Genomic DNA, 18156 nt, shown 5'->3' with positions numbered 1-18156 from the left:
GTTTTCAGTAGAAAACTATCAGCACTTCTTAGCTGGTTTAATCGCATCAGGATCATTCCATTGATTCTGATTTATCATCAGGCCCATTTCGCCTGAAGCTTTTTAGGTGCCATGTCGTCAGGTGCTTTCATATCTGAAATATCGATATTTATTGCCAACACTCCGCCAAGCCCCCCAACTGTCATTTCCGAAATACGCCGACCCACCCCGTCTTTATCCAGACCCGATAAATAGGAGTCGCGCGCCAGCGCATCGGTGAAATCAATGGTCAAGGCATGGGTAAAACCCTGGCTCATGCCGCTTCCCGGTGTTTTGGGACCACCAACAAAGGCACGTATTCCTGGCGTTTCAAGCGCCACTTCGGATAATTCGCGGAGTAATCCGTCAATTTCCGATGCCGGAACTGCATCACTGATCTGAAGCAGGACTATATGGCGCAGCATCAGGGTTTAACCTCTGTCAGTTTGACCGGATCAATTGATGCCGGCAGCAGAACAAACTTGCGTCCCTTGCGGTTCATATGACCGGCATGCAGGGCGGCATCCTCGCCAGGGCCAAAGAAAATATCCCCGCGTACCGGACCCCGAATGGCGCCGCCCGTATCTTGCGCAACCATCAGACGATGAAATCTGGCATCGGCATTCATCGCATCATCGGTTTCAAGCCAGATCGGAACCCCCATGGCATGGAAACGCCGATCAACAGCCAATGACCGCCCTGATTCCAGCGGTACGCCCTGCGATCCCAGCGGCCCGGCATCGGGATCATCCGGATTGGTTTTCAACGGATTGAAAAATACAAAGGATGCGTTGGTATTCATAACATCAGCTGCCTGATCGGGATGATCGGATAACCATTGCCGGATGGTTTGCAAAGATACGGTTTCACGCGTCAACTCGCCCCGTTCGATCAGTTCCCGACCAATTGCGAAATAGGGATGGCCGTTGGTCGCAGCATATCCGATGCGCAAAACACTGCCATCTGGCAAAACAACCCGGCCCGACCCCTGAATTTGCAGGAAAAATGCATCAATCGCGTCATCAACCCAGACAAGTTCAAGATCCCGCCCGGCAAGTGCACCATTTTCAATCGCCGCACGGTCGTAATAGGGCTTTACATTTTTACCCTCAATCCGACCGACCAGTGTTGTGCCATTAAGATCCTCACGAAACGCGCCAAGATCAATTGACACCATATCGTCAGGTTTCAGATAAATCGCCGTCTGGAAAGGACCTTCTCGGGTCAGATTACCGCGCAGTTCCGGCTCGAAATAACCGGTAAACAATCCTTCGGGATCGTCGTTATTGCCCACCAGCCACGGTTTGAATCCGCTTTGGAAAAAGGTGCGTGCGTCTTCCTTGCGTATCGTATCGGGCTCAAGTGCCAGCGCGGTTTCGCACAATCCGCGCCAGTCACCAACCGTTCCCATCCGCGGGTCCGGGCCGATATCGCGGTCATCAGAACGTTTGATCATTGCTGCACAGGACCGCTGAAACGCTTTCAGGCTGCCGCGCATGTCGTCAGACTGCCAACCATCAAGATGATTAAAGTCCATGGCACTCAGTGTCAGTGCATCTGCCGGTTTTTCCGGTACCTCTCCCCATCCGACAAAACCAGCAATATCGGTCCAAAACAGCCAGACAAGAGCACCTGTCGCCCCGATAAAAACCGCAATGAATGAAAGAAGTCGCGACAAAAACAGACGTCTTTTCAAGGCAAAACCCGCTATCTGCAAAATCCGATCAGAACCGGCAAGATGATTTGACCCATGCTTGCCCATTTCAACTATCTGCCGCGATTGTCCAAAAACATGCTTAACAAGCCGATAATCGAAACCCACAACGGCCATCAAATCCATAAAATCAGGCAATAAAAAAGGCGACCCGTCTGGATCGCCTTTATCAATTCAGTGCCAGTGGAGACCGCCAAATTACTGCGCGGTCTCTTCTTCCGGCGTTTCGGTCGCAACCAGCTGCCAGTTTGGATCGCGGCTTTCAATATTGCGTGCGAACGTCCAGAGGTCTTCGGCCTCGACCACCTGATTCGGATCGCCGGAAATCACATCACCTTCATTATTGAGAATGACTGATACTTCCTCGGACACGAATTTGATCGTGATATAGGCGGTGCGGCCCTCAAGGCTGGCATCGTGAATGGTGGCACTTTTGATTCCGACCAGCGTTGTTTCCTCGCGCTCTCCCTTTTCGGCACGAGCATCAATGGCGGCGGCAAAGTTTTTATAGACTTCGGCCGAAAGAAGCGGGTTCAGGCCGTCTTTGTCGCCCTTGGCAAAATATTCGACGATCATTTCGAATGCCATCCGCGCCCCATTCAGGAAATCCTGCTGGGTAAAGTCGGGATCAGCTTTCTGGATTTGCTGCAACACGCTAAAGGCACTGCTGTCAACCGCAACAGTTGCATCATCCTTTCCGACTACCTTGTCGGCATCAGGCAGGCGATAGACATTGTCCGTCGGCTGTGGCGCGCCATTGGTGGCACCTTTGCTGTCATCCTCGTGCGAACGACGGCCAAAAACATCCGTTGGACCCTGTTTTTCCTCGCCATTGCGGCGCCCAAGGGTACTGCGCAGACGCAAAACCAGAAAAACAGCGATCAATGCGAAAAGAATGATATCGAAATACTGCAAGCCCGGACTCTTGATCTGTAAGGTTTCGAAAAACGCCAAAAACAGCAAAACTGCTGTGGTCGAGAAATGGTATGAACCGAAGCGAATGCAAGGGCAACTCCCTATCGCATTTAAAATGTGATCGGTTTCACCATGTTCATTCGCACAATCATCATATCGTCGCGAACACGTTGGTAAACTGCCGCATTTTCGTCCAGTTATACCGTTAATTTGCCGACAAATTCAGAAAGTCTTTCAGGTCAGATTAAAGCGAAATACCTGAAAACCAACATGTTTATGTAATACTGCGCTTTGCGGACAGGTCCTGTCAAAGTATGTTTACCTGACAGACTGTGATCAAACCTGATCACATCGACCAAATGCAAAGCCGAGCGGAGCAAAAATGGGCTTTTATTTTCTGGCCATCTTCGTGGCCATGCCGATCATCGAAATTGCCGTCTTCATTCAGGCAGGCGAACTGATTGGCCTTTGGCCAACGATTGGCATCGTCATCCTGACCGCCGTGGTCGGAACCTCACTGATGCGTGCCCAGGGTTTGCAAACCTTGGCCCGTGCGCAGGCCCAGATAGATCAAGGCGAAATGCCGATTGGCGAGCTGTTTGACGGCATCTGTATTCTGGTTGCTGGTGTGCTGCTGCTGACCCCCGGTTTTGTCACCGATACCATGGGCTTTCTGTTGCTGGTCCCGCCGCTGCGAAAGGCGGTTGGTGCCGGCGTCATCATGAAACTGGTTCAGTCGGGCAATATCCGGACCAATTTCTCGCGCCGGACCTATGGCAATGAGAGCTCGTCGTCGGGCGGTACTTCTGCTGGCCGCGGACGGCGTCCGGGTACTGGACCGATCATTGATGGTGATTTCGAAAATGTCAGTCCCACCAATGGTAATGGCGAAAGCAGGGATACAACCGATCACAGCAGAAATGACGATGATCCCCGCAATCTGCCGCCCAAGAATTCATAACGACAATTCTTCGCCACGTTTGGCATAACCGATCACATCGATCGTTCCCGACAGGACTTTGACCACGCGCTGGGACCTGTTGTCGTTTTGGCGGCTATTCGACGTCTTGCGCGACATTCTGCAAGGCTTGGCTACCTACTGCCGATCACACCGAAAGTGGCCTTCTTGCGCCATTTGTGACCTAGGCCGGATGTTACGGCGATTTTCTTGCCCGTATCCAGAAGACATGCTAGGCCATGAAAGGACATGCCGCAAGGTTGCGGCGTCAGAAACAAGCATATCAGCCAGTTTCAGAACATCTGACCATGCTGCCAATGCCCTGGCAGATACGTTCTGAACGGCTTGTTTCTGATCAAGACCGAGATTTAAGGGAGTTATACTTTAATGGCCGAGAACACCACCGGTGCAGCGCAGGGCGGCGAAGAACAGAAGCCGACTGGCAACCCGATCACGATCCATACCCAGTACATCAAGGATCTTTCCTTCGAAAATCCGAATGCACCGGAAAGCGTAGCCCTGCAACAGCAGCCGAAAATCAACATCGATGTCGATGTCGAGGCGCGCACGACCCAAGACCAGAAACTTCACGAAGTCACCGTAAAGATCAACGTCAAAGCCGACGTTGCCGACAAAGTCGCCTTCATCGCCGAACTTCACTATGGTGCCGTCGTGACGCTTAATGTGGCTGACGAACATCGTTTGCCGGTTCTTCTGATTGAAGTTCCACGTATGCTGTTCCCGTATGTCCGCAAAATCATCTCTGACCTGACAGCCGATGGTGGCTTCCCGCCGTTGATGATGCAGCAGATTGATTTTGCTGATCTTTTCCGCAAGAAATTCGCCAAACAGATGGAAGGTCAGCCTGCGGGCAACGCCTGATTTCCTGCTTTGAGTCAATTTGATACGATACCAAAACAAAGGCCGCCAAACGGGCGGCCTTTTTATTTTAATATCGAAATGATTTTCAAATGATCGATAAATCACCCTGAAATCATCCGGATCAGAACGGGCGGGCAATGACCATAAAAACGATAATCACCATCAGGATGGTTGGTCCCTCGTTCAAAATTCTGAAGAACTTCTGGGACTTGGTGTTTGCATCGGCGTCAAACATACGGCGATAGCGCGCCATCATCATATGCATCCCGGTCATCAGCACCACGCACAGCAATTTGACGTGGAACCATCCCTCGGTTATCACACCGGCTGCATGGATCAGATAACCGCCGAAAATCCATGATGCAATCATCGCCGGATTCATGATCGCGCGCAGCAACCGGCGTTCCATGATCTTGAACTTCTCGCTGGCTTCCGAACCCGGTGCCACTTCGCAGTGATAGACAAAAAGCCGCGGCAGATACAAAAGCCCTGCCATCCAGGCAATAATGCTGATGACATGCAGAGATTTGATAACGCTGTAGGTATCCATGTCTCTCTCTTCTGGTCGATTCGGGGCACAGGGCAATCGATATTGTTTGTTTCAAACAGGATAAACGTCAAATTGCCCGATCAGCAATATAATCAGGCAGGGCCCGCACCCATCGGCTGTTTGGCCACCGCACAGCTATGTTCATCCGGGCACCACCAGCCACGTGTTTCCACCGCGTAATCATCTGGTCCGTTCTGATCAAGTTCCTGCTGGGTTTCGTTGACCACATCAACCAAGCCACTGATAAACAGCGGATGCGAACAAACCGTTCGAACACGTTCGTAAACCGGGATTTTCAGCTCATCGGCAATTTCGCGATATTCAATGTCCAGCTCGACCAGCGTTTCGGAATGCTCGGTAACAAAGGCAATCGGAACAATCACCAATGGTACGCCATCCTTGCCGGCACGTTCAATTTCATGCTCGGTCGACGGGCCAATCCATTCCATCGGCCCTACACGGCTTTGATAGCACACAAGCCAGTCCAGATCGGCAATTGCCATCTTGTCGACCACGGCTTGTGCTGATTTTTCAATCTGCGACTGATATGGATCAGCACGTTTGGTAATCACTGCCTTGGGCACACCATGGGCAGAAAACAGCAGGCGTGGCTTGCCAACACCAAGATCGGCAGCCTTTTTCAGGGCATTTTCATACCCGGCCTTAACCATTTCAGCCGATGCATCAATAAACCCAGGATTGGTTGGATAACAACACGCGGTTTTGATCGGCGCCGCAAGGCCAACCTTGTGACAGGCCCGTTTCCAGTCCTTGACCGAGGATCCGCTGGTGGTTGTTGAAAATTGCGGATAAAGCGGCAACAAAATCTGTTCATCCGCACCCCATGCCTTAACCGCGGCCGCACTTTCATCGGCAAACGGTTTCCAGTAACGCATGGCAATGAAACAGCGATTTTCATAGCCGTCATCAAGCCCGTTAAGCGCTGTTTCAAGCGCATCCGCCTGATCCTTAGTCAATTCCAGCAGCGGCGATTTTCCGCCGATATGGTTATAGATCTCGCGCGCAATCGGTGCGCGGCGCGATGAAATAAGCTTTGCCAGAAAATACCGGAACGGATTGGGCAGGCTAATAATCGCCGGATCATTAAAGAGATTGAAAAGAAACGGCTTAACCGCATCCGGCCCATCCGGGCCGCCCAGATTGAAAAGAATGATCGCGCGTTTTTTACGCTTTAGTTCGGACATCGGCATATCCTTCATGGCGTTTTGAAACTGTCCGGTTCATCCCGGAAGTTTTGTCTGGATAAACCCGTCCCACTTCTTTTGATCCTGCCGATTATAATGGCCAATCAGTATCGAAGTGCAACGGGTTTAAACCATTTTACGCATTGAATTTTTCAATCGATTTGATCGATTTCAATTATCAGCGATAATTTCGAATAAAATCGACCAGCTTGCCGACATTTTCCGGCGATGTTTCCGGGGTAATCCCGTGTCCAAGATTGAAAATGAACGGACCATCACGCAGCACATCTAGGATACGGCGGGTTTCATCAATCATTTCGTCCCCACCGGTAATCAGATACATCGGATCAAGATTACCCTGCACCGGGCCCAATGGCTGAAGTTTTTCCGCAACCCATTTCAAAGGAACACCACTATCAAGACCAACGGCATCGACACCAGTCTGCTGTTTGAAGTCGATCAGATGCAAGCCAGCACCCCTTGGGAAGCCAATCACAGGCAAATCCGGATGTACCGCCTTAAGATTTGCGACAATCTTTTTGGTCGGTTCGATCACCCAGCGTTCAAACCCGTTTTCCGACAGTACTCCGCCCCAGGTTTCAAAAAGCTGAATGCATTCCGCACCTGCTTCAACCTGTTTTAGCAGATATTGCGTGGTGGCTTCGACCAGGATGTCTATCAGACGTGAAAACCCGTCTGGATCGCCATAAGCAAAGCGGCGAATATTGGCAAAATCCTTGCTGCCCTTTCCTTCAACCATATAGGTCGCAACCGTCCAAGGTGCCCCTGCAAAACCAATGAGAGAGGTATGAGACGGAATGGATGCAGAGAGCTTTGCAACCGTCTCGTAAACCGGCCCCAGTGTGTCATGGATATGATCAACATTTAGGATGCCAAGTCCCGAAGCATCTCTAATGGCTTCAAGCTGCGGGCCTTCCCCTTGCTTGAAAGCCAAATGCTGTCCAAGTGCCTGTGGTATGACGAGGATATCGGAGAACAGAATAGCCGCATCGAAGTCATAGCGCCGCAACGGCTGCAAGGTAACTTCACACGCAAGATCAGGATTATAGCAAAGATCGAGGAACGAACCTGCTTCGGACCGTGTTGCGCGATATTCCGGAAGATAGCGACCCGCCTGGCGCATGAGCCAGATGGGAGGTACCGGCAATGTTTCACCGGCAAGGGCGCGCAAAAAGGTCTTGTTTGGTTTTGGCATGACGTTTCCTGTTTGACTGCCGGTAACTGCCTTTCAACGGGCTGTTTCCGGGTATGATAGTCCCGATCCTTTTGTCAGACACGATGATCTGGCGCTTATGTCTGGTTCCCGGTTCCTGACCCGTTAATTGTGTCCTGAAGCCTTTCCAAGCCGTTTTTCCACCGTGTCTCTAACAAAACCTTCTTTAATAAAAAAGGATGTTGTTTGTTAGTGGTTCCCTGTGGATAACGGGGATCAAATTTGGTGCACAGTTTATCCACATTGCGACTCGGGAAAAATGATTCATCTCAAACGGTCTTGGGGAAAACTGGGGACGAATCCGAACGACTCCCAAGGATGAGCTTGGGAAAAGCCGTTTTTGAATAATGGGGATAGCGGGGATTAATCTGGTTTTCGCCCTGTTATCCCTGCTATTAGGGAAAAAATTTTCCGCTTATCCCCCGTGGGACGAATGCATTGAGAAATTTTGTATGACGTGCAGGATAAAATCTGTGGAAAAAATTTGGCCGGAGTCGCCCCCGTTATCCACAATTATCCACAGGCCCGACTCCGTCAGTTTAATTTATGGTTGGGATTGCAGTGCCCTGATATATGGCAGATGATCGAAATATCGAACACCGGGTTTCGGTTAAGTAATATGAAATGCTGGAAAATTGCGGGTCTGCAATGATTGATGACGACAATATCTTTCACCTCCATCTGGTATCGGACTCGACCGGTGAAACCGTTGACGGGGTGGCACGTGCCTGCATTGCACAATTTCCCGATGTCCGGGCCCATGAACATGTCTGGTCGCTGATCCGAACCGATGCGCAGCTTGCCCGTGTGCTTGCCGATATCGAACGCAATCCCGGTATCGTGCTTTATACGGTTTTCGATATGGATATCCGCCGTAAGCTCGAAGAAGGCTGTCGCCGTTTGCAGGTACCGCACAGCCATGTGCTTGATAATACCATTACCATGATGGCGGGGTATCTGGGACAGCAATCACGCGGTCGCACCGGCGCACTTCATAAAATGGACGAAGATTATTTCAACCGGATCGAAGCCATTGATTACACGCTGTCTCATGATGACGGGCAATCGACCTGGGATCTTGAAGAAGCCGATGTCGTGATTGTCGGAGTTTCGCGCACGTCAAAGACACCAACCTCCGTCTATCTGGCAAATCGTGGCATCAAAACCGCCAATGTGCCGTTTGTGCCGGGGTGCCCGTTGCCCCCGGAACTCGACAAGCTTAAAAATCCGCTGGTTGTTGGCCTGATCAAGGATGTTGATCAACTGGTATCGATCCGCAAAAATCGACTGCGCCAGATCGAGCGCGGCGAGGGTGGAGATTACGTTGACCCGGTTGCCGTGCGAAACGAAGTCCATCAGGCACGCCGTTATTTTACTGATCGCAGCTGGAAGATTATCAACGTCACCAGACGATCCATCGAAGAAACCGCGGCGATCATTCTATCGACCATGTATGACCGGCGTGGTCATTAATTCGATTAATTCAAAGACATGAGAAAATCACAGGATACCGATACATGACCAGACTGATTCTGGCGTCCAGCAGCAAAGCTCGCCACTCCATGCTGACAAATTCAGGTGTGGATTGCGAGGCAATTGCCTCCATGATCGACGAAGACGGTTACAAGCAATCAATGAAGGCCGAAGGTGCCAGTGCTGCCGAAGCCGCCGAAACGCTCGCCGAAATGAAGGCATTGCGCATGTATCGACAGCAACCCGATGGTATCGTTATAGCGGCCGATCAGATGCTGGAATGCAACGGGATCTGGTTTGACAAGCCGCGTGACCGCGACAATACCCGTGCCCAGCTTCTGGCGCTTCGCGGTAAAACCCATCAACTGGTTTCGGCGGCCGTGATCTATAAGGAAGGATCACGTATCTGGGGCACCATCGATACCGCCCATCTGACCATGCGCAACTTTACGGATGAATGGCTCGAAGACTATCTTGATGCCGCCGGCGACGACATTTACGACTGTGTTGGAGGTTATCAGCTTGAAGGTATTGGCGCGCAGCTTTTCACCGAAGTGCGCGGTGACTATTTTACCGTTCTGGGCCTGCCTCTTTTGCCGCTGATTGGCTTCTTGCGTGATCACGGTATTCTCAAGGCATAATAAAAGACATTCAGGCAGGAAATTCTTCATTATGACTTTGCGAACTCCTTATCGAACCCTGTCGGGTACCTCGCGCCTTGCCGGTGTGATGGGCTGGCCGGTATCGCACTCGAAATCGCCGCGTCTGCACGGTTACTGGCTGGCAAAATACGGGATCGACGGTTGCTATATGCCGCTCCCGGTAGAGCCGGATAATTTTCAGGATGCTCTGAAATCCTTGCGAAATCTGGGTTTTTCTGGGGTCAATGTCACCATTCCGCAAAAGGAAATGGCGATGCCCGAATGTGACGAACTCTCTGATCGTGCGCGTCGCATCGGAGCGGTCAATACTGTGACCTTTGCCAAGGATGGCCGCATGCTGGGCGATAATACCGATGGGTTCGGTTTTATCGAAAACCTTCGCCAAGAAGCCCCGAATATCGATTTTGCGTCTGGTCCGGCGGTGGTGCTGGGTGCGGGTGGGGCATCGCGCGCGGTTTTGATTGCCCTGCTTGACGAAGGCAGTCCCGAAATCCGTATTGCCAATCGTACACGCAAACGCGCTGAAGATCTGGCGACCGAGATTAATGATCCCCGGATAAATGTTGTGAACTGGCCGCTTGATCCCGCAAGCCTTGCCGATGCGGCACTTGTGGTCAATACCACAAGCCTTGGCATGGTTGGACAGCCGAAACTTGAAATCGATCTTGAAGGTTTGCCGCAAACAGCCCTTGTTACCGATATCGTTTATGCACCGCTGATAACCGATCTGCTGGCACAAGCCAAAAAACGCGGCAATCAAGTGGTTGACGGGTTAGGCATGTTGCTGCATCAGGCACGACCGGGTTTCCATCGCTGGTTCGGGATTGATCCAGAGGTTACGCCAGAGCTTCGCGAATTCGTGCTTTCGCCAGATTAATCCGAATTAAGATCACAGGACACTATTTATTATGGTGATTTTGGGACTGACCGGGTCCATCGGCATGGGTAAATCGACAGCGGCGGGGATGTTCCGCTATCTCGGTGTGCCGGTTCACGATGCTGATGCCAGCGTCCATCATTTAATGGCACCGGATGGGGCGGCATTTGAACCGATCATTTCGGCATTCCCTGATGTCCTGCAAGACGGCCGTATTGATCGCCAGATACTCGGACCAATCGTTTTTGCCGATTCCGATGCGCTGAAATGTCTTGAAGCCATTCTGCACCCGCTGGTTCGCGATGACGAAAACCGATTTCTAAGGCAGAACCGTCTGGCACAAAGATCATTGGTTGTGCTTGATATCCCGCTTCTGTTTGAAACGGCGGGCGAAAAACGCTGCGATCAAGTTGCGGTAGTATCAGCGCCGGAGTTCATTCAACGCCAACGTGTTATGACGCGATCAGGGATGACGGAGGCCAAATTTTCCGCCATTCTTGCCAAACAGATGCCGGATCGCGAAAAATGTCGCAAAGCCGATTTTATCATCCCGACAGGCTTGGGGCGGGCGGTAACTTTCGCTACGATACGGACCATCGTTGACCAACTGGAAAATCGGACCCGACATGCGTGAAATTGTCCTTGATACGGAAACCACCGGCCTTGATCCATATGCAGACCATCGCCTAGTGGAAATCGGTTGCATCGAGTTGATCAATCACATGCCGACGGGACAGCAATATCACCAATATATCAATCCGCAGCGTCCGATGCCAAAAGAGGCATTTGACGTTCACGGTCTGGGTGACGATTTCCTTAAAGACCAGCCTGTTTTTGCCGAAATTGTCGATGATTTTCTCAAATTTATCGGCGATGATTCGCTTCTTGTGATCCATAACGCTGCGTTCGATATGAAATTCCTGAACGCAGAACTTGAATGGCTGAGCAAGCCGAAAATTGACATGAATCGCGCGATTGACACCGTGCAGATGGCGCGCAAAAAATTCCCAGGTTCTCCGGTCAGCCTCGATGCGCTGTGTCGTCGTTTCAAGATCGATAACTCGAACCGTACCCTGCACGGCGCATTGCTCGATTCTGATCTGTTGGCGCTGGTTTATCTTGAACTGCTGGGGGGGCGGCAACATGGGCTTTTGCTTGATTCCAATGCCAAGGACAAAGCAAAGGAGACCGCGAATACCCCGCGCATGGTGGTGGGGCCAAAGGAAAATCGTCTTGAACCACGGCTCCATATCGTCAGCGACGAAGAACTGGCTGCACATCGCGCCTATATTGAAACAAAGGTTTCCGGTGCCTTTTGGCTAAAGCACGAAGAGGTATGATGTGACCGGCATGTTTTCGCGATATGCCGTTTTTTTTCGAACTTCTTTTTTTTGTCAGATCGTCTTTTTGCTTTTTGAACTCCCGTTCTTGAACCGGCCGCTTTTCAACAAGTCGGGTCTAATCGGATGTTTGATCACTGCAATGCTTCTGTCGGGGATCCCAACCCGCGATGCTAGCGCCCAATATCAATTGGGTGACCAATCCCCGATCCAGTTGCAGCAAACAGACACCCTCATCGATGGCGAACTTGCCTATACCATTCATGCGTCTGAGGGCGGTCGTGATAAAGTCCGTCCCGAACCGGGCTATTTTGATGATCTTGTCACGACTCTGTTTAACGATGCTGGTCTGCCCTATGTTATTGCGGCGCAAGCACCCTGGAAGCGGGTTATGGAACAGGCGGTGCAGGGCACCCGGCATGTAATCTATCCGACAACTCGAACCGCGGATCGCGAAGACAGCTTCAAATGGGTTGGGCCGATCAGTCGCACGATCTGGAACCTTTATGGTTACGCCGATGCCAAATGGCAGGATATGAGCTTTGATAACATCCTGTCCTCGGCACGGATCGGCGTTTTGTTGGGATCGGCGCGTGAATCCTATTTACGTAGACGCGGCGCGCAACAGCTTGTTCTGGTTCCACGCGAAGAGCTTTTACTGCCTATGTTACATGCTGATCGTGTGGATCTGATTGCAATTGGTGGTTCGATTCTGCGCCAATATCGCGACATTGTCGATCCCGGCGCTCAGCAACGCGATATTGACGGGATTTTACCCTATCGCAGTTGTTTTCTTTATATTGCCATCAGCAATGCGGCCCCGATTGACGAGATCAAAAAACTTCAGAACTCTCTCAATAAGATCAAGCAAAGCGGCCAATTCATTAATTTACGTGAGAGACATGGCTTGTCTTCGAATACCGACAGTGCGTTTCTGCGAGCAATGTTGAACCTCGACAATAACGGTGTTGCCTGTCTTGATCTTTTCGGGCGGGATGATTGATACGGTTTATGAACATTCGCACATGTAGTGATCATCAGGCTTTGGACCCACCATTGTTCGGTTTGTGGCGCGGTTGGCGGTCATGCCTATGGCTTGGTTTACTCTGGGCCGATATGCCTTTACGCTCAATATGCTTCCCGACACCCATATTGTCGTTTTAAAAGTCAGCGACATCGTCGGAACTTACGAAGAAGTATGGGCACGGTTGCGCGAATGGGAAGGAAACGGCAATATGCCGCGAACATTCCTTTGGGTGACAGGCCCGTCGCGAACAGGCGATATCGAACAGACGATACAGCTAGGCGCGCACGGACCGCGCCGTTTGCATATCGTTCTGGTGGATGACACAAAAGAAAACCCATAAAAGACGGCGCTCCGTCAGCGACGAAGAAAAGGCCCTTTGGGAAATTTTCACGCGTGATGTCAAACCCCTGCGTTCCAAACAGCGCAAGGGCAGCGACGCCGTGTTCGAACTGGACGACGATCATCCCAAAAGCGATACGGCGATGCCGCTTCCTGATGACCTGCAAGGCGAAATCAACAAGGCCGAAGAAGTCCGGGCTGCGCGCAATCTGCCATCTGCACGCAATGCTGATCGAGGCCCGCAGATAAAGAATCGCGCCTTGGCCGAACTTGAGCCCGGTGTCACCGATAACATTGATAAGTCGACGGCCAAAAAATTCCAGAAAGGCCAGATGTCAATCGATGGACGTATCGATCTGCACGGCATGACCCAGGATGTCGCCCACCACGCACTGAATGCTTTTATCGAAGACAGCTGGCGGGCCGGAAAACGTTGTGTTCTGGTGATTACGGGCAAAGGATCGCGTGCTGATGAATATGGCCGCACCGGTCTTTTGCGCCAACGCACCCCGCAATGGCTAAGCGCGCCAAGGCTTCGCACCCGTATTCTTGCCATCAGCGAAGCTCGTATCCAGCACGGCGGATCGGGCGCCTTTTATGTTCTGCTGAAACGGAGACGCCCGTGACACCCTTTGGCAATCGTATTCGCGAATTACGGGCGCGCCATAATGTCACCCTGACCGATATGGCAAACGCCTTGCAGCTCTCGCCAGCATACCTTTCCGCGCTTGAACATGGCCATCGTGGCCGGCCAAGCCCGGGTCTGGTGCAGCAAATCTGCGGCTATTTCAATCTGGTCTGGGATGAAGTTGACGAAATCAAACGCCTGGCACAGCTTTCTCATCCCAAGGTAACGGTAGATACCGCCGGGCTTGAGCCAGAGGCAACCGAACTTGCCAATCTTCTGTCGGAACGGATTGCCGGTTTAAGCGATGATCAGCTTGCCCGTATGCTGGCGATAGTCCGCGAACGGGTTGGTTGACCAGACAGATGCACGAAGGTTCGCCAGTTGGTTGAAGAATATCTTTCGCCGGTTTAGCCTGGGCAGGCGATTGCATGGCAGTTCTGCAACAGGTGCACGTGATATTGCCTTAATGGTATCAAACACGGTTTGACTATTGGTTCAATCGGCGTTATCAATCTGTGGTGTTTTCATCGGAAACATGAAACAGTCCTGTCTGCTTCACAACTACAAGGTTCCGACAGGTCCGCAGAAACTATGATCTGCCTGACCGTCGACCGCATTCCTCTCTATATCTCCTCTCCTTTCAATCATCGCCTTTCCCGGCAATCACAAGATCATTAAACGCACATATGCATCTTCAGGAACTCAAAAAGAAATCCCCGACGGAGCTTCTTGCCCTGTCCGAGGAACTCGAAATCGAAAACGCCAGCACGCTCCGTAAACAGGAGCTGATGTTTGCCATTCTCAAACAGCTGGCCGAAAACGATCATGCCATTTTCGGCGAAGGCGTGTTGGAGGTTCTGCCAGACGGCTTTGGCTTCCTGCGCAGTCCTGAGGCAAACTATCTTGCCGGTCCGGACGATATCTATGTCTCTCCGAGCCAGGTTAGGCGCTTTGGTCTGCGCACGGGCGATACGGTTGAAGGCCAGATTCGTTCGCCCAAGGAGGGCGAGCGTTATTTCGCGCTGCTCAAGGTCGACAAGGTCAACTTTGATGCGCCCGAAAAAGTCCGCCATCGCATCAATTTCGATAACCTGACCCCGCTTTACCCGGACGAGCCGCTCAAGATGGAGCGCCACCTTGATCAGGAAGGCAACAAGGACATCACCAACCGTGTGATTGAACTTGTTTCCCCGCTTGGCAAAGGTCAGCGTGCCCTGATCGTCGCACCGCCGCGCACCGGTAAAACCGTGATGCTGCAAAACATTGCGCACGCGATTGAGGAAAACCACCCGGAAGCCTATCTGATCGTTCTTCTGATTGATGAACGCCCGGAAGAAGTGACCGACATGGACCGTTCCGTGAAGGGCGAGGTCATCAGTTCGACCTTCGACGAACCCGCACAGCGTCACGTCCAGGTCACTGAAATGGTTCTGGAAAAGGCAAAACGCCTGGTTGAGCACAAGCACGATGTCGTCATCCTGCTGGACTCCATCACTCGTCTTGCACGTGCTTACAACACCGTCGTTCCAAGCTCCGGCAAGGTTCTGACCGGTGGTGTCGATGCCAACGCCCTGCAGCGCCCGAAACGCTTTTTCGGTGCGGCACGTAACATCGAAGAAGGCGGCTCGTTGACCATCATCGCAACTGCCCTGATTGATACCGGTTCGCGCATGGACGAGGTCATCTTTGAAGAATTCAAAGGTACTGGTAACTCCGAGCTTATTCTGGATCGCAAACTGTCCGACAAACGTATCTTCCCGGCGATCGATATTCTTAAATCGGGTACCCGTAAGGAAGAACTGCTGGTCGAAAAAAGCGCGCTCTCCAAAATGTGGGTTCTGCGCCGTATCCTCAACCCGATGGGGCCGCAGGATGCGATGGAATTCCTGCTTGGTAAGCTCAAATCGACCAAAAACAACGACGATTTCTTCGATTCAATGAATGGCTGATCGCCGTTCGATCCTGTAATCGACCCGTCATGGAAAACCCCCGGCAATCTGTCGGGGGTTTTTGTTTGCCGGCAGGAGGTATCCGACAGGTTTATGAGTGCGGTAGATCACTGTGATCTACTTCGCTTGAACAGTGATAGGTTGCCTTTGCGCGATGAATATATCTGTGCTGTGCGGGCCGCCGAATGGCAGGCACTCGCCGGAACCGGGCCTGATCTGCAACCTTGCGGGATGTTTCATGTGAAACACTTCGCTATTCAGGTCATTGCCAATGTTAGTTCGGCATTGTGACCGTCAAGTTTCTGCCGAATCAGTTTGCTATCACCCGGTTCGACATGCAGCTTTCCATTACCAAAATGAAGCCCTATATGATGCACCCCGTATCGAAGGGTGATTGTCAGCTCATCAGCAGCGATGATTTCGCAATCGATTTGGTTATTGGCGGCCAGATGATGGGGCGGGGCTGATTTCCAGCCGGTTTGCGGTGCCAGACTGGTTAAATGCAGAGGTTCGGTGCCGGTATTTTGCAAGGTTAGTTTAAGATTCATTTCCTCGGGCATGTCTCGCGTACCTCTTTGATTTTGGCTCTTTCCTGTATGTGGGGCATATATTTTTGATGTCGATAGCCATCAATGCTTGCAGTAGCCGCAATCAAATGTGACTCTGGTCTCGTTCTTTCACTACTTTTTTCAAGGCTGATGCAGCTTTTACTGAAATCCGTCGATTTTGCCGCCCGCGCGCATCGTGACCAGCGCCGCAAAGGCCCGGCCCATGAACCCTACATCAATCACCCGATCGAGGTATCGCGCCTGATCGTCGAATGTGAACCGCATACGGATGAATACGTGCTCTGTGCTGCGGTCCTGCATGATGTGATCGAGGATTGCGGGGCGACTCGCGATGAAATTGCAGCCTGTTTCAATGAAATGATCGCCGATATCGTCCTTGAAGTCAGCGATGACAAGGCGCTGCCGCGCGATGAGCGCAAAGCCCGCCAGATCGAAACCGCCCCGCATCTTAGTAACGGGGCTAAACTGGTCCGTCTGGCCGATAAGGTCGCCAATGTTGGCGCGATGTTGACCGATACCCCGGTTGGCTGGGACCGAGAACAGATTCTGCGCTATGTCGATTGGGCCGAAGCTGTCATTGCTCCGTGCCGTGCGGTTAGCTCCGGCCTGTCGGATCGTTTCGATGCTATCGCGCGCGATGTTCGTGCTTGGCACACGGAAAAGGAAGAGGCGGGGGTTTAACCCTGCCTCTTCCCATTCCTTTCATTTCCGCAAAGGCGTGAATCGATGTTTTTCAATGCGATAAAGTCTTAGGGTTTCAGTATGACCGAGCCCGTTGTTTTGCGGCCTTCAAGGTCGTCATGTGCGTGTTTGGCATCCGCAAGGTCATATGTCGCGCCGATATCAATCTTCACCACACCAGATTTCAGGACGTCAAACAGCTCGTTTGCAGTCGCCAGAAGCTCTTCGCGGGTGTCGGTATACTGGAAGACGCTTGGCCGGGTCAGGAAATAGGCCCCAGGTGCGAGTGCCTTAAGCGGGATGGGCGGAACGGCGCCTGATGACTGGCCGAAACTGACCATCATGCCAAGCCGTTTCAGACAATCGAGCGAGTCGTCAAAGGTATCCTTACCGACGGAATCATAAACTACTTCAACGCCTTGGCCGTTGGTGATCTCTTTTACACGCTCGGATACCTTTTCCTCGCGATAAAGGATCGGATAATCGCAGCCCTTGGATTTGGCGATCTCGGCTTTTTCCTTCGATCCGACGGTGCCGATTACGGTGGCACCCAGATGTTTGGCCCACTGGCAAACAATCTGGCCAACCCCGCCTGCAGCCGCATGGATAAGGATCGTATCGCCTTTTTTGACGTGATAGGTTCGGCGCAAAAGATACTGAGCGGTCATGCCCTGCAACATTGCGGCTGCTGCAAGATCAAAGCTGATTCCGTCCGGGATTTTAACCAAACCCTTGGCCGGCATTACACGTGCCTCGGCATAGGCACCCAGCGGTTGTGCGGCATAGGCAACCCGATCACCAACTGCAAGGTCGGTTACGCCGTCACCAACCGCCTCGATCACGCCCGAACCTTCAAGCCCAAGGCCCGATGGCAGGGACGGGGCCGGATAAACCCCGGAACGGAAATAGATATCGATATAGTTCAGCCCGACGGCTTCCTGTCGCAGGCGAACTTCACCCGCACCCGGTGCGCCGATCTCGACATCTTCAAAACGCAGCACATCGCTGCTACCGGTTTCATAAAATCGGAAAGCTTTGGTCATGGAGACCTCCCGTTAAGGCGCCGTTTGGCGCTTGTCTGATCAATGGTCCAAGTCTATGTCAGAAAACGCCATTTTACTATTCAGCAGGTTTG

22 protein-coding genes are annotated in these 18156 nt (G+C 51.9%); 13 read left to right on the top strand and 9 right to left on the bottom strand.

Annotation, left to right across the window (positions count from 1 at the left end; genetic code table 11):
• Positions 1-77: 77 nt before the first annotated feature.
• The 3 genes from ABIE64_RS11910 to ABIE64_RS11900 form a co-directional block, all read right to left on the bottom strand.
• Positions 78-443 carry a Dabb family protein gene (locus ABIE64_RS11910; protein WP_354377545.1) on the bottom strand — a complete coding sequence of 122 codons (366 nt, stop codon included), beginning with the start codon at positions 441-443 and terminating at the stop codon, positions 78-80.
• Positions 443-1696 (bottom strand): murein transglycosylase A, encoded by a 1254-nt coding sequence (mltA, locus tag ABIE64_RS11905; protein ID WP_354377544.1) that lies wholly within the window; start codon positions 1694-1696, stop codon positions 443-445. The genes ABIE64_RS11910 and mltA overlap by 1 nt, the downstream gene beginning before the upstream one ends.
• Before the next feature lie 234 nt (positions 1697-1930).
• A complete protein-coding gene (locus tag ABIE64_RS11900; RefSeq protein ID WP_147262130.1) occupies positions 1931-2647 on the bottom strand; it encodes a Tim44/TimA family putative adaptor protein in 717 nt (238 codons plus the stop codon).
• A 382-nt stretch (positions 2648-3029) separates the two neighbouring features.
• Between ABIE64_RS11900 and ABIE64_RS11895 the strand changes: the two genes are divergently transcribed.
• Positions 3030-3608 (top strand): FxsA family protein, encoded by a 579-nt coding sequence (locus tag ABIE64_RS11895; protein ID WP_354377543.1) that lies wholly within the window; start codon positions 3030-3032, stop codon positions 3606-3608.
• Here the strand turns inward: ABIE64_RS11895 and ABIE64_RS11890 are convergent.
• The gene (locus tag ABIE64_RS11890) at positions 3603-3725 is read right to left on the bottom strand and encodes a hypothetical protein (RefSeq protein ID WP_267958668.1); all 123 of its coding nucleotides are present in this window, start codon (positions 3723-3725) and stop codon (positions 3603-3605) included. The two genes, ABIE64_RS11895 and ABIE64_RS11890, sit on opposite strands and share 6 nt — an antisense overlap.
• A 267-nt stretch (positions 3726-3992) precedes the next feature.
• On the opposite strand from ABIE64_RS11890, the gene secB reads away from it, so the two are divergent.
• Positions 3993-4487, top strand: coding sequence for a protein-export chaperone SecB (gene secB, locus ABIE64_RS11885; protein WP_007088499.1), 495 nt, complete (start codon positions 3993-3995; stop codon positions 4485-4487).
• Between the two features lie 121 nt (positions 4488-4608).
• Here secB and hemJ read toward each other — a convergent pair whose 3' ends face one another.
• The 3 genes from hemJ to hemE all read right to left on the bottom strand — a co-directional run bounded on the left by hemJ (position 4609) and on the right by hemE (position 7458).
• Complete coding sequence (hemJ, locus tag ABIE64_RS11880; protein WP_354377542.1) at positions 4609-5037, bottom strand: protoporphyrinogen oxidase HemJ; 429 nt, start codon at positions 5035-5037, stop codon at positions 4609-4611.
• A 92-nt stretch (positions 5038-5129) separates the two neighbouring features.
• On the bottom strand, positions 5130-6242 hold the full coding sequence (gene hemH, locus ABIE64_RS11875; RefSeq protein ID WP_040061342.1) for a ferrochelatase: 1113 nt from the start codon (positions 6240-6242) through the stop codon (positions 5130-5132).
• 178 nt (positions 6243-6420) lie between these two features.
• A complete protein-coding gene (gene hemE / locus ABIE64_RS11870) occupies positions 6421-7458 on the bottom strand; it encodes a uroporphyrinogen decarboxylase (RefSeq protein ID WP_063092265.1) in 1038 nt (345 codons plus the stop codon).
• Positions 7459-8124: 666 nt separating this feature from the next.
• On the opposite strand from hemE, the gene ABIE64_RS11865 reads away from it, so the two are divergent.
• The 10 genes from ABIE64_RS11865 (at position 8125) to rho (ending at position 15771) form a co-directional block, all read left to right on the top strand.
• A complete protein-coding gene (locus ABIE64_RS11865) occupies positions 8125-8949 on the top strand; it encodes a pyruvate, water dikinase regulatory protein (RefSeq protein ID WP_037989244.1) in 825 nt (274 codons plus the stop codon).
• A gap of 44 nt (positions 8950-8993) precedes the next feature.
• Positions 8994-9590: a Maf family protein gene (locus tag ABIE64_RS11860; protein WP_063092266.1), complete on the top strand. Its 597-nt coding sequence runs from the start codon at positions 8994-8996 to the stop codon at positions 9588-9590.
• Between the two features lie 31 nt (positions 9591-9621).
• Entirely contained in the window at positions 9622-10488 is an 867-nt protein-coding gene (locus ABIE64_RS11855) for a shikimate dehydrogenase (protein WP_354377541.1), read from the top strand.
• A 31-nt stretch (positions 10489-10519) separates the two neighbouring features.
• Entirely contained in the window at positions 10520-11122 is a 603-nt protein-coding gene (coaE, locus tag ABIE64_RS11850; protein WP_354377540.1) for a dephospho-CoA kinase, read from the top strand.
• Positions 11115-11828, top strand: a complete 714-nt coding sequence (dnaQ, locus tag ABIE64_RS11845) for a DNA polymerase III subunit epsilon (RefSeq protein WP_007088507.1) — start codon at positions 11115-11117, stop codon at positions 11826-11828. Before coaE ends, dnaQ begins: the two co-directional genes overlap by 8 nt.
• A gap of 190 nt (positions 11829-12018) precedes the next feature.
• Positions 12019-12831, top strand: a complete 813-nt coding sequence (locus tag ABIE64_RS11840) for a substrate-binding periplasmic protein (RefSeq protein ID WP_354377539.1) — start codon at positions 12019-12021, stop codon at positions 12829-12831.
• Between the two features lie 88 nt (positions 12832-12919).
• Positions 12920-13195: a LutC/YkgG family protein gene (locus tag ABIE64_RS11835; RefSeq protein ID WP_354377538.1), complete on the top strand. Its 276-nt coding sequence runs from the start codon at positions 12920-12922 to the stop codon at positions 13193-13195.
• Positions 13173-13820, top strand: coding sequence for a Smr/MutS family protein (locus ABIE64_RS11830; RefSeq protein WP_007088509.1), 648 nt, complete (start codon positions 13173-13175; stop codon positions 13818-13820). The genes ABIE64_RS11835 and ABIE64_RS11830 overlap by 23 nt, the downstream gene beginning before the upstream one ends.
• Entirely contained in the window at positions 13817-14176 is a 360-nt protein-coding gene (locus tag ABIE64_RS11825) for a helix-turn-helix domain-containing protein (protein ID WP_037989003.1), read from the top strand. Before ABIE64_RS11830 ends, ABIE64_RS11825 begins: the two co-directional genes overlap by 4 nt.
• 332 nt (positions 14177-14508) lie before the next feature.
• A complete protein-coding gene (gene rho / locus ABIE64_RS11820) occupies positions 14509-15771 on the top strand; it encodes a transcription termination factor Rho (protein ID WP_007088512.1) in 1263 nt (420 codons plus the stop codon).
• Positions 15772-16028: 257 nt separating this feature from the next.
• Here the strand turns inward: rho and ABIE64_RS11815 are convergent, their stop codons facing one another.
• Positions 16029-16319 (bottom strand): hypothetical protein, encoded by a 291-nt coding sequence (locus ABIE64_RS11815; protein WP_354377537.1) that lies wholly within the window; start codon positions 16317-16319, stop codon positions 16029-16031.
• Between the two features lie 150 nt (positions 16320-16469).
• Between ABIE64_RS11815 and ABIE64_RS11810 the strand changes: the two genes are divergently transcribed.
• Entirely contained in the window at positions 16470-17021 is a 552-nt protein-coding gene (locus ABIE64_RS11810; protein WP_341365207.1) for an HD domain-containing protein, read from the top strand.
• 68 nt (positions 17022-17089) lie between these two features.
• Here ABIE64_RS11810 and ABIE64_RS11805 read toward each other — a convergent pair whose 3' ends face one another.
• Entirely contained in the window at positions 17090-18064 is a 975-nt protein-coding gene (locus ABIE64_RS11805) for a quinone oxidoreductase family protein (protein ID WP_007088514.1), read from the bottom strand.
• Positions 18065-18156 lie beyond the last annotated feature (92 nt).

It is taken from the genome of Thalassospira sp. MBR-102 (genome assembly GCF_040549275.1).
GTDB lineage: Bacteria > Pseudomonadota > Alphaproteobacteria > Rhodospirillales > Thalassospiraceae > Thalassospira > Thalassospira xiamenensis.
This window is presented reverse-complemented; position numbering and strand designations above follow the sequence as displayed.